This window comes from Bacillus sp. KICET-3 (genome assembly GCF_033261025.1).
Taxonomy (GTDB): Bacteria; Bacillota; Bacilli; order Bacillales; family Bacillaceae; genus Bacillus; species Bacillus sonorensis.
In genome coordinates this window covers 4044022-4056736 of record NZ_CP137345.1, presented here as the reverse complement: position 1 = coordinate 4056736, position 12715 = coordinate 4044022, and the positions used below count along the sequence as shown (strand labels likewise).

Genomic DNA, 12715 nt, shown 5'->3' with positions numbered 1-12715 from the left:
AGGCTTTTTTTATTATGAAACATTATATGCAAGGTGACGATAAAAAGAGAAAGCGAGTTTCATAAGAAAAGAGACTCGGGTGGGGGGAAACAAAAACGTGAACAAGTACATCAGGAAAGCCACTTTTTTCGCTGCGGGCCTGCTTTTCATCCAGGCGGCTTTTACAGCGAGCCCTGCATTTGCAGCATATACGGATACGTCCGTATACAAGATTGAAACGACGAAAGAGTTCAGCAGCCAAACCGAAGCTGAAAAAGCAGCCGAACGCCTAAAAAAAGATACGGGGTGGAAAGCTGATGTTCAAACATCGGGAAGAAACGGCACGACATATGAACTGGCAACGGGCGGCATTGATGGGGAAAACAAAACCAAAAGCCTGCTTCTTCAATTCGGAAAAGAAACCGGCCTGAAAGGAACATACGCCCCCATTGGCAAGCGGGAGCCTTTAGCAAAAGCCGTCTCAAAAGAATTTCCGGGAGAAGCGAAAGCGAAAGAACTCGCTCTCCAATTCAAAAAAGAAACCGGTTTGCAAGCGTCCTACGTGAAAACGGGGAAACAGGAATCTTATGTTAAGGTCATCTCTGATCCAGTAAAAGGAGAACAACAAGCAAAAGCCCTGCTGGCGCGCTTTGAAAAAGAGACGGGCCTACAAGGAACCTACGGCCCATACGGAGCGGGACAGGGCACGGTAAAGCTGATCTCCGGGGAAATAGAGGGAGAAAGCAAAGCGAAACGCCTGCTCCCGCAATTCAAAAAAGAAACCGGTTTGAAAGGATCGCTTGAGCTTGTCAAAAAACAGGAAGCGCAATATCAAGTCATAACAGGCGCCATACAGGGGGAGACAAACGCCAAAAACCTGCTGAAACAGTTTGAAAATCAGGTGAAGATCAAAGGCGCCTATGAAGCGGCAGGTCGCCCTGAACAGCTGTACAATGCAGTATCAGGATACTTCAGCGATGAAAAAACCGCTCAAAACGCCGCCGCTCAGATTAAAAAAGCTGCGGGTGTTTCCTCAAGCGTTGAAAGAGTGAAAAAAACGCGGTACTGGGTCGTCAACATGAAGAATCTTGACAGTCAAAAATTGAGCAAAGTCAGCGCTTTTTTCAAAAAGAAAACATGGCGCTATACGTCCTCAAAGGCGGGGAAAAAGCAAACGGCCTTCCGGATTGTCTCTTCCCAGACTGCAAATCAAAATAAAGCGGCCGTAGGAGTCAATTTTTTTAAAAGCAAAAAGGTGAAGGCGTCGTCTGTGCAAAAGAAAGGAAGCACAACAAGCAGCCGCTACCGGATTGTCTCCGCTGAAACAGCAGCGCAAAGCCAGATCACAAAGGCGCTTCAGTTCTACAGCAAAAATGGGGCCCCGGGAACAGCGGCCCAAACGGGAAAGAAAATATACAGCCAATACAGACTGGCATCTGAAGCTGTTTTCAACCAGGGAAACATCACAAAAGCGCTCCGCTTCTTCCAAACAAACGGCATCAAAGCGGCCGCACAAAAAACAGGACAATTACACAGCCAATACAAACTGACGTCTGAAGCGGTGATCGGCCAGGAAAAGCTGGCCAAAGCCCTCAAGTTCTACAGCAAACAGAAGATCGCGGGTACAGTTCAGCCGACCGGGAAATACGGCTACAGGCAATACAAGATCACATCAGCCCCAGTTTCAAGCAAATCAAGTCTTGATAAGGGCGTGGCGTTTTTCGGGAAACACCATATCAGTGTTTCTTATCGCACAAAAACGACCAGCCTGTACACAGTGGTGATAAACGAACAATTCACAGGAAAAGACCGCGCCGAAGCGGCTGCCAATGTGATCAAAAAGAACTACGGATGGCCGGTCAATATCATGAAAATCAAAGACGGCCCGCAAATCATGACGACCGACTACGGGATCACGCTGAACCAGATGATTGACAAACAGATGAAGGCCAGCCCGCAAACCGATGCTGCGGCATATGTTTCTTTAACCTATATCAATACGGCAAATCAAACCGTAACAGCGGATGTCCTGAACGTCAGATCAAGCCCCCGTGCGGCGGGCGGAAATATCATCGGCCAGCTGAAAAAGGGCGATAAGGTCAACATCATCTCCCATGAGTCGGGCTGGGCGAAGATCAGAATGAACTGGAGAAATGCCAGCAGAGAAGAAGTCGAGAAATATGTCAACCCTGAAAAGTTCACACAAGACAGTTCATCATATTTTCAATTTTTAAAGCTATCAAAAACGGCCGGTTTGAATGCCGCGGAAGTCAATGCGAAAATCCTTTATAACAAAGGGATTTTGACCGGAAAGGGCCAGGCATTTATAGATGCCGCGAGAAAATACAGCATCAACGAACTCTATCTCATATCCCACTCCCTTCTCGAAACAGGGAACGGCACCTCGGCATTGGCAAGAGGAACGAGCTTCAACGGCAAAACGGTTTACAATATGTACGGAGTCGGAGCATATGACAGCAACCCGCTCTACTACGGTGCAAAATACGCCTATGAACAAGGCTGGTTCACACCAGAAGCCGCCATTGTGGGCGGAGCCAAATTTATCGGCGAAAAATACATTCACAACCAGACCTACAACCAAGACACGCTCTATAAAATGAGATGGTCGCCAAACGCCCTCCATCAGTATGCGACTGATGTCGGCTGGGCCGCCAAGCAAGTCGGAAGAATGTACAGTCTGTATACATTGCTTGATCAATATACGCTGTATTATGATGTGCCGGTGTATCGGTGACCTATAGGAAGAAGGGACTTGCTTCCTATTTATTTTTCGGTTTTGTACATCCATTTTCCTAAAAAAGCAAATGAGAATTATGTCGAAATTCGTAAAACCCCGTTGCAATTGTCGTTTTGTAAATATTATAATCTAGATAGACTTACAAAATTATATGAATCTGCTTCATTTGGTATGTCTACCATACATTTGTTATTTTTTAGGTGGTTGATAATCGATTTAAAAATAAAAATTTATATTTAATTTTTTGTGGAAGTGCGGGGAGTTTTATTTGAAAGTTAAAATTTTAATGATTACACAGAATTTTTATCCTGAAATCGGCAGTGCGGGTAACCGTATGAAGAACATGTTCCTCATGCTTAAACAAAAAGGATATCATGTAGAAGTTTTAACTACTGAGCCGACCTATCCTTCCAGAGAAATTTATTCTCAAGACTGTTTTTGGAATGAACAAGAGATCGATTCGGATCAAAACATTACTCGATTGTCGGTACAAAACAAACGATATTCTTCCAGCCTTTTCAGCCGTCTTTTCTATTATCTGGAGATTATGTTGAAGATGTTTTTTTATGTCACAAAGGATAAAAATAAATATGACATTGTGTTTGTTACTTCTCCGCCTATTTTTGTAGCTTTTGTCGGACTAGTGGCGAAATACCGTTATAAGGCGAAACTGCTGCTGGATATTAGGGATTTATGGCCAGAATCCTTAAAAGGTGTGGGTGTATTTCATCATTCTTGGGTCATTTGGCTTTTTGAAAAAATGGAGTCTGCTTTATATAGGAAGGCAGATCATATCATCATCAACAGTGAAGGATTTAGAAATCATTTTAAAAAAAAATCAGAGGATTTAATGAAAAAATTGATGTTTCTTCCGAATGCGGCTAGAAAAAATGAGATGGTGTTAAGGGAGGGGCGTCAAGACACTCTTAAATTTCACGTGGTGTATGCAGGCAATATCGGTCTAGCTCAAGATGTCACAATCTTGAAGCAGCTTGCTGAAAAACTTGATCTTCATAATATTTCTTTAACCGTTATCAGCTATGGGGTTCACAAGCAGAACTTTGCGGACTTTGTTCATCGCCATGATCTTAAAAATGTAAATCTTTTAAAACCGATGGGGAGGCAAGACTGTTTAAATCGGATGGCTCTCTGTGATGTCGGAATAGCCACATTAAATAATTCCAATGTGTTTGAAACCGTTTTGCCTGGAAAAATTATTGACTATTTAACATGCAGACTTCCTGTTGTGGCTTCATTATCAGGTTATCCTAAAAACATGATTGAGAATGAAAAAATCGGTTTTGTAACAAACAGTCAATCAGTAGATGAAATGGTAGATTATATTTTAAAGCTTCATCATAACCCTGAACTGTTGCGGGTGATGAAGTCGAATTGCGGGAAATTTATCGAAAAAAATTTCTTGTGGGAAAATAATATTAACAAGTTAACAAATTTGATAGATAAACTTGCCAAAGGTTGATTATGATGATGAGAACGAAAGTTTGTATGTTTGTCTGGAATCATTTCACAAATGACGCTAGGGTGATGAGAGAATGTACGGCTTTGTCTGAAGATATCTACGATGTAGACTTGATTTGTATAGACGATCCGAAAAACCCTGATCTTAAAACCTTTGAAGAATACAATCAACATTTTCGGGTTCACCGTGTAAAAAGATACCCTGATAGCATGATGTTTCTACAAAAAGTCTACAAAAGCTTAAGGCAATCCAAACCTCTGCTGCTCTTGGCTTGTCTTTTATGGTTGTTAGGGATTTATTTTCTGCCGATTCCTGTCATCCTTTGTACTTTTTTTGCTTTTGTTGTTCTCAAAACGAAACTTAACACAGCTATTGTTAGAGGAAGTATCATCTTAAGAATGATTTTAAAAGGTGTAAATAAAAAATATGATATATATCATTCAAATGATTTAAATACGCTTCCGCAAGGCTACATTTGTTCAAAGTTCCGCCTAAAGAAAAAAAAGCTGATTTATGATTCTCATGAAGTTCAGACAAGCAGAACAGGATATGACAGCAGCTTTTACGGAAAAATGGAAGCTTTTTTGATTAAAAAAATAGATGCCATGATTGTCGAAAACCATACAAGAGCGAAGTATAATGAGGAGCTTTACGGTTTTTATCCGTATGTCGTTCATAACTATCCATTTAAGCAAACAGAGTCTATTGAAAAAGTGGACCTCCGCAAATTATTGAACCTCTCCGAAAATGAAAAAATACTGTTGTATCAGGGAGGCATACAAACGGGGAGAGGGCTTGAAAACCTTGTTAAAGCGGCCCCGAAGTTTAATGAAGGAACCCTTGTGTTCATTGGAGACGGCCGAATAAAGCCTGATTTAGAAAAAATGGTTGGGGAATTGGGTATCGGAGACAGAGTGAAATTTCTGCCCAAAGTTCCATTGGCTGACCTTCCTAAATATACACGAAATGCATATTTAGGCTTTCAAGTTTTAAATAATGTTTGTTTTAATCACTATTCTGCATCTTCTAACAAGCTATTCGAGTATATGATGGCCGGAGTTCCGGTTGTCGCTTGTAACTTTCCTGAAATCAAGAGGGTGGTAGAGGGGGAGGGAACCGGTGTAATAGTAGATTCCCATGACTCGGATTCTATTGCTGAAGGGGTTAACAAGCTGTTGAGCGACCCTGGTTTAAGAGAAGAGTTAAGTAAAAACAGTCTAAGAGCAAGAGATTTATATAACTGGGAGCAAGAGAAAACCGCTTTTTTAACAGTTTATAGTAAATTTAATACGGATCATTTGATGTGCGAATAGGTATTATTCACTAGAGCCAATGAATTATTTGCGAAAAGGAGCGTATAAAATATGAAAATCTGCACCATAGGTCTTGGTTATATCGGACTGCCCACATCTATTATGTTCGCAAAGCACAATGTTGAAGTCGTAGGTGTTGATGTGAAGCAGGAAGTAATCGATTCTTTGAATGCTGGCATCATCCATATTGAAGAGCCGGGGCTTCAGGAAGCCTTGAATGAAGTGGTTCAAGCAGGCAATTTTAGGGCCTCTTTAGAGCCGGAAGAAGCCAACGCGTTTATTATCTCTGTGCCGACCCCCAATCGAAATGATGAACATAAATCCTGTGATTTAACATATGTGCTTGACGCGGTTAAGACGATTCTTCCTTTTATTAAAAAAGGAAATGTCATTATTGTTGAATCAACGATCGGACCGAGAAGCATGGATGACTATGTAAAACCTCTTGTGGAGGAAGCAGGCTTCGTCATCGGCGAAGATGTGTACTTAGTTCACTGTCCTGAAAGGGTACTTCCTGGTCAGATTCTTCACGAATTGGTATATAATAATCGTATTGTGGGTGGAATTACTCCGGCCTGCACGGAAGCGGGAGCAAGAGTTTACAGCGCATTTGTCAAAGGTGAAATGATTAAAACAAATGCTAAAACGGCGGAAATGTCAAAGTTGATGGAAAATACGTTTAGAGATGTAAATATCGCTTTGGCAAATGAACTTGCAAAAGTGTGCAATGAACTTGAAATCGATGCCCTTGATGTCATTGAAATGGCCAATAAACACCCCAGAGTCAATTTACATCAGCCTGGACCGGGTGTAGGCGGACATTGTTTAGCAGTCGATCCGTACTTTATCGTGGCCAAAGCGCCTGAAACTGCTAAGCTGATCGACCTTTCCCGTTCCATTAATACATCAATGCCGTATTATGTGGCGGACAACGTAAATGCGTTATTAGAGAAAACAAATGGAAAAACGATCACTGTATTTGGCCTTACATATAAAGGGAATGTGGATGATATAAGAGAAAGCCCTGCGATGGAAATCTATGAAATATTAAAAGAACAGGGAAGATATGAAGTAAGGGCATATGATCCACATGTAAAAAAAGACTTTGTAATAAACGATATTGAAGAAGCCGTGGAAGAGTCTGATTTAATTTTAATTTTAGCCGATCATAATGAATTTAAAGAATTAAACTGGGCTCAGCTATCAAACATGTCGACTAAGCAAATATTTGATACAAAGAACATCGTGAAAAACCGTTCAAACGATTTTAAATATATCAATTTTGGAAGTCTGCATGAATCCGTTCAAAAAGAAACGGTCTTGGCTTAATCGTTAATGCTCCTAATTCATTTTTCAGCCAGCTGCTGTGAGATTGAATAGCTCTTTAAGATACAATGACAAGCGGAGGTAAAGCATTGAAAAAAATAAAAGTTATGACCATATTCGGGACTCGTCCGGAGGCGATTAAAATGGCTCCTCTTGTCCTTGAACTTAAAAAATATCCTGATCATATCGAATCTTTGGTCACCGTTACGGCACAACATAGGCAGATGCTTGACCAGGTTCTGAATGCTTTTGGTATTCAGCCGGACTTTGATCTGAATATTATGAAGGACCGGCAGACATTAGCAGATATCACCACGCGGGCACTGTCAAAATTAAATGAATTATTAATTGAGGAAAAACCTGATATTGTTCTTGTACACGGAGATACAACAACTACTTTTGTCGGCAGCCTTGCTGCGTTTTATAATCAAATCTCTGTAGGACATGTAGAGGCAGGACTGAGAACCAGAAATAAGTACTCTCCTTTTCCTGAAGAAATCAACCGTCAGATTACGGGCGTCATTGCAGATTTGCATTTTGCGCCTACAGAAAAGTCTAAACAAAACCTTTTAGAGGAAAACAAAGATCCTGAACAAATCTATGTGACGGGAAACACTGCGATAGATGCCTTAAAAACGACTGTCCGGGATGATTATCATCATGAAGTACTTGATCAGCTAGGTGATGACCGGATGATCCTTTTGACCGCTCACCGAAGAGAAAACATAGGTAAACCTATGGAAAATATGTTTCGGGCTATCAAAAGAATTGTTGAAGAGCATGATGACGTTCAAGTTGTGTACCCCGTCCATTTAAATCCAGTTGTCAGGGAAACAGCAGAGCAAATCTTGGGAAGCCTTGATCGCGTTCATTTAATTGAACCTTTGGAAGTCATCGATTTCCACAACTTCGCTTCAAAATCATATTTGATTTTAACCGATTCAGGAGGAGTGCAGGAAGAAGCTCCTTCATTAGGAAAGCCCGTGCTTGTTTTGCGGGATACGACAGAAAGACCTGAAGGAATCGAAGCAGGGACATTAAAGCTTGCAGGTATAGAAGAAGAAGTCATTTACAAGTTGACTAAACAGCTATTAACAGATGAGGAAGAATATAAAAAAATGTCTAAGGCTTCTAATCCTTATGGAGATGGACATGCATCCAAGCGCATTGTCGAAGCTCTTCTCCAATATTTTTCATGAAATAATCGATAGTCTGCCGGATGGCAGACTATCATCAATTGTGTGGAATTTATTTTATATTCCCTCACTTATGCAGAAAGGGAGGAAGATGTTTTGAAACCTGTTTTCTCAGAAACAGCTCCGACAGAAGACGAAAAAACGATCGAGTTTTTACAATTGGACGATAACAATCCAATAAAATGGGAATATACATCAGCTGTGGGGGACCGCGTTTTAATTGCAGTGAGGTCAAGTAATCTTGGCGACGAATATTTGTCCGCTATTGGAAAAAAAGTGATGTATTTAAGAAATGACCTTGAAGAAGAGGAAGAAGCAGGTCTTGAAACATTCGACACCATTCTATTGGGAGATCTTCCAAAGATGGTATTTGATTCAGACAGATATATTGAACGGCTTACTCCATATTTATCACCGAACGGAAGCTTCGTGCTATGGACTTTTATAAAAGATCTAAATCTAGATCATCTCCTTAACTTAGTTATAAAATCCTACCATCTCGGGTTGCGCGTTAAAGTTCACAGGGGGAACAAATGGCTGGGATTGAAATTAGAGCATTCAAAAGATACGGCCGTTAACGATATATCAGAGGCAATCCGCTATGTAATCGATGCTCTTAATCTTCATGACAAGAAACAGATTCAGCCATACGAAAAACAAATATCTGCGCTTTTAAGCGAAGTAATGGCTCTGAAGAAAGAGCTTGTTGATTCATATAAAAAAGAAGAAAAATTGCTGCAGCAGCAAAAAAAGATGGACAAGCAAACAAAGTATCTTGAGAAGCGCTATCAAGCACTCTCTTCTTCAAAATTAGGACGCTTAACCCTTTTTTATTGGAAATTTAGAAAAAGAAGAGGTAATCGTTGATGTCGAATATTGACCAACGTCTTATGACCATAAAACAAAAAATAAATAGATTGACAAAAGAAATTGCGGTTGATAATGCTGCTCTAAAGGAGTTTAACAATAAAAAGAGCTTAGATGTATTAAATGCGAGAAAAAATAAGCTATCAAGCTTAAGAAACAGTCAAGCGGCAAAAAGCGCGCCGTCTTCTCCTCAAAACAGCATAATGACGCCGGCGGAAAAGGAAGCCTATTTGAAGTTTTTGAAGAAAAATCATAAAAAAGGATATTATGATGAAATTCAGGAACAAATCAAACAGCTGCCTGACAGCAATGGTTCAAGGTATTATAAAAAGCTCGATCTTCAAATCGGTATTATTGCAGACGAATTTTTGTTTAAAAGCTTGGAAGACGCTGCCGGTTTTCATTATATTACCTATGAAAACTACAAAAATTTCGGCGATAAAATTGACGTTTTTGTTCTGGCCACCGCCTGGAGAGGGCTGGACGGAACATGGAAGGGTTTGGGGAATCCAAAAATAAAAAAAATACGCGATCGAATTCGCAGTATTATTGAATTTTATAGAAGCAAGCATATTCCTATCGTCTTCTATTCAAAAGAAGACCCTGTTAACTATGAATTTTATATAGACCTGGCTCAGCAGGCGGATCATATTTTTACGACATGCCAAGAAGTCCTTGATGATTATCGAAGGGATTGTCCTTCTGCAAAAACATTTGATGTACTGGAGTTTGGCGTTAATCCAATCTACCATAACCCGATCGGAACAAGAATGTTCAGAAGGCAGGATATATTATTTGCAGGGTCGTGGTACCATAAATATCCGACCAGACAGCATGACAGCCGCATCCTTTTTGACGGAGTATTAAATGCGGGCCGTGAATTAACCATCATTGACCGCAATTTTTCATTGCAGCTCCCGGCTCATTTTTATCCGAAGGAATATGTTCCTTATGTAGTCCCGTCAACAGACCATAAAACACTGCAAAAAATTCATAAAATGTATGACTTTACATTAAATTTAAATTCTGTAAAAGACAGCAATACAATGTTTGCCAACCGGGTGTACGAACTGCAGGCAATGGGTACGGTTGTGCTGTCCAACTACAGCATCGGAATAAACAGTAAATATCCAAACGTTTTTCTTGCTCCTTCAAAAGAAGAATTGACGGATTACTTGAATTCATTATCTGCGAAGGAAGTATATGAACTGCAGATGCATGGCGTCAGAAAGGTATTGAATGGCGAAACGGCATTTGACAGAGTAAATCAAATAGCGGAAATCGCAGGGCTTGAAAAACATGACTTCGCGAAAAAGGTGCTGGTCGTAGCAAAAGAAGATACACCTGAAATGAGAGAGCAGTTTAATCGCCAGTCTTATAAATACAAGACATTTATATTGGAAAAAGATGTGACTGAACAGATTTATGCAGAACATGATATGGTTGCATTTTTCAGCGAAGATTATAATTATGGGGAATATTATCTCGAAGACATGGTCAACGGTTTTAAATACACGGCTTCGGATTATATTACAAAAGATGCTTACTATTGTTCTCCTGAGGAGTATGTATCTGGAGTTGAACACCACTACGTAAATGAAATGAAAGACCGTTACCGCACATTGTTCTGGAGAGATTCTTTTGATTGGCAAGTTTTAAAAAATATACAGCCGGGCGAGCTTTCTAACGGGTACAGCGTCGATCCTTTAGAGCTTTTGACTGCTCCGGAGCGTGGACAAAAGAAAAGCGGCAAGTCATATCAGCTTTCTGTTATTGTTCCAACTTATAATAATGGTGAGCATCTAAGATATAAATGTTTCCAGAGCCTTTCCAGAAGCAGCATTTTTGAGGATATGGAAATTATCATCGTTGATGACGGTTCAACAGACGACTATACCCCTTATGTCGTAAAACGGCTGGAAGAAAGATATCCTAATGTCAAAACGTATCTTTATCCGCAGGGGGGCAGCGGAAGTGCTTCAAGGCCGAGAAATAAAGGGCTCGAACTGTCAACGTCTGAATGGGTAACATATCTTGATCCTGATAATGAAGCCATAAATGACGGATATGCCGCCCTTCTAAAGGAAGCTGAAACATTTTCCTATGACATGGTCATCGGCGATATGATGCGGTTGTCAGATCAAGAGCAGCTGTTCTCTTACTATAAAACGATGATGGGCTTTAATAATGGCAAGGCATCCCGTAAAGCGCCCCATGACGATTTTCTTAAGAAAACCTACTTTAAGGCGATGAGCATTCAGGCGCTTGTAGCCAATAGAAAATGGCTGGAAGGCTCCGGAATTAAAATGGTAGAAGGAGCAATCGGCGAGGACACACTTGTTTTCCATGAAATGGTTCTTTCTTCAAAGGCGTTTAAAGTCATTGATCTGCCTATTCATATTTATTATGCAATGGTAGAAAATTCTTCAGTCAACAATATCAATAAGAGATTTTTTGAACGGTATATTCTCCTTGAAAAAGGACGGATCGCTTGGCTGAAGGAACAAGGTCTATTGGAAGACTACCAGGACATCAGATTGGAAAACTACGTTAAAAATTGGTATATGGCTAAATTATCTCTGGTAAGTGAAGAGGAAAAAGACGAAGCAAGAGATCTTTTGCTTCAAATACTGAAGCTATATGAGGGCATGAATTGGAAAGATGAAGAGATTTTAAATTTTCTGAAGTCAGAAGCTTAAGATAAGGGGGATTTCCCCCTTACCCTTCATTTGAAAAAATGCTCTAGTGCATTCTTCCGTTTAAAATAGCCAAGGTTTCTTCTTTGCCAAGAGGATTATGTCCTTGTACCTTGTCATAATAAAAGTGACATTCAATTTTTTTTATGAAAGGTTCTTGTTTGGTCAGCTCAAATAACTCATTGATAAAAGGATGAAAATGCCGCTCATAATCGTGCTCACAGGCTAAATTTTGATAGTAAATGATATTGGGAATGTAATTTATTTTTTTATAAAAATCTGGAATGCTCAATCTGTACATAAGATGCTGAGGAAACTCTTCCATTCCCTTTTTTTTATAAGATACTTCGAGCATTTTCTGAACATGGGTCTGATAGTAGTTGAAAACTACCGTTTGCGGATTATTGACCAAAGCAGTAGATCCTTTTATAAGTCCGCTGAGGAACAAAGAGGAGAATCCGCCGGCTGAGCTTCCATAAAAAGTGATGTTCTCCGGTTTTATATTTAATATTTCAGTCATTTTTTCAATAATTGCTGAAATCGACTCCAGATAAAAATGATTCTCATTTCCCTGACCCCAGCCGATATTGATATTTCCTAAATAAAGAGTCGGGTCATTATAAAATATAGTTGAACTCGCAATTTCATCTGCCCATGAATGCCGCTGAAAAACAGGGAGGGAATGCTTTTGGGGATCTATTGCCCCGGAACCGAGAATCAGCAATGCATTGTAAGATGATTTCAGGTTTAGAAAAAATTCAAAATTGACTTGTTTATGTTCAACGATTAATATGAATGTTTCATTGAAGGTAAAACATTCCTTTGATAAACTTTCTAATGAAGTGAATGTCTTTTTTATGTTCATAAAGTCCCCTTGTCATTGCTTTTAATTAAAGATATCCGTATTCTTTAATATTTGTCAAGATCGTTTTTTTGAACATTAGAATGCTTATTTCTGGGGCGATTGTCATGGCTTTCTTCCTGTTTTTTTAATTTTTCAAAAAAATAATAGTCTGTGATTAAAATTTTGATATACTCGTAAATGTCGGTTAAATAAATACTTTTTTGTTGCCGATAAAAGAAAGTGAGAGATTAGAATA

The 12715-nt window shown here is 39.7% G+C and carries 8 protein-coding genes; 7 read left to right on the top strand and 1 reads right to left on the bottom strand.

What is annotated here, in order from left to right:
• The first annotated feature begins 97 nt into the window (after positions 1-97).
• From R5H20_RS20750 to R5H20_RS20720, 7 genes are all read left to right on the top strand, one after another.
• Positions 98-2734, top strand: coding sequence for an N-acetylglucosaminidase (locus tag R5H20_RS20750; RefSeq protein WP_006639300.1), 2637 nt, complete (start codon positions 98-100; stop codon positions 2732-2734).
• A gap of 271 nt (positions 2735-3005) precedes the next feature.
• Positions 3006-4217 carry a glycosyltransferase family 4 protein gene (locus tag R5H20_RS20745; protein WP_006639299.1) on the top strand — a complete coding sequence of 404 codons (1212 nt, stop codon included), beginning with the start codon at positions 3006-3008 and terminating at the stop codon, positions 4215-4217.
• Between the two features lie 5 nt (positions 4218-4222).
• Entirely contained in the window at positions 4223-5530 is a 1308-nt protein-coding gene (locus R5H20_RS20740) for a glycosyltransferase family 4 protein (RefSeq protein WP_029419596.1), read from the top strand.
• A 51-nt stretch (positions 5531-5581) separates the two neighbouring features.
• Positions 5582-6859: a nucleotide sugar dehydrogenase gene (locus R5H20_RS20735; protein WP_006639297.1), complete on the top strand. Its 1278-nt coding sequence runs from the start codon at positions 5582-5584 to the stop codon at positions 6857-6859.
• 86 nt (positions 6860-6945) lie between these two features.
• Positions 6946-8055 carry a non-hydrolyzing UDP-N-acetylglucosamine 2-epimerase gene (wecB, locus tag R5H20_RS20730; protein WP_006639296.1) on the top strand — a complete coding sequence of 370 codons (1110 nt, stop codon included), beginning with the start codon at positions 6946-6948 and terminating at the stop codon, positions 8053-8055.
• 42 nt (positions 8056-8097) lie between these two features.
• On the top strand, positions 8098-8919 hold the full coding sequence (locus R5H20_RS20725; protein ID WP_141231090.1) for a hypothetical protein: 822 nt from the start codon (positions 8098-8100) through the stop codon (positions 8917-8919).
• Positions 8919-11618 carry a glycosyltransferase gene (locus R5H20_RS20720; RefSeq protein ID WP_006639294.1) on the top strand — a complete coding sequence of 900 codons (2700 nt, stop codon included), beginning with the start codon at positions 8919-8921 and terminating at the stop codon, positions 11616-11618. Before R5H20_RS20725 ends, R5H20_RS20720 begins: the two co-directional genes overlap by 1 nt.
• 43 nt (positions 11619-11661) lie before the next feature.
• Here R5H20_RS20720 and R5H20_RS20715 read toward each other — a convergent pair whose 3' ends face one another.
• Positions 11662-12480 (bottom strand): hypothetical protein, encoded by an 819-nt coding sequence (locus R5H20_RS20715; protein ID WP_006639293.1) that lies wholly within the window; start codon positions 12478-12480, stop codon positions 11662-11664.
• Positions 12481-12715: the final 235 nt, after the last annotated feature.

What these genes read in the sequence shown, in the direction of transcription:
- R5H20_RS20740 (WP_029419596.1), top strand. Translation starts at nt 4,223, where the DNA reads ATGATGAGAACGAAAGTTTGTATGTTTGTCTGGAATCATTTCACAAAT.
- R5H20_RS20720 (WP_006639294.1), top strand. Translation starts at nt 8,919, where the DNA reads ATGTCGAATATTGACCAACGTCTTATGACCATAAAACAAAAAATAAAT.
- R5H20_RS20735 (WP_006639297.1), top strand. Translation starts at nt 5,582, where the DNA reads ATGAAAATCTGCACCATAGGTCTTGGTTATATCGGACTGCCCACATCT.
- R5H20_RS20715 (WP_006639293.1), bottom strand. Translation starts at nt 12,480, where the DNA reads ATGAACATAAAAAAGACATTCACTTCATTAGAAAGTTTATCAAAGGAA.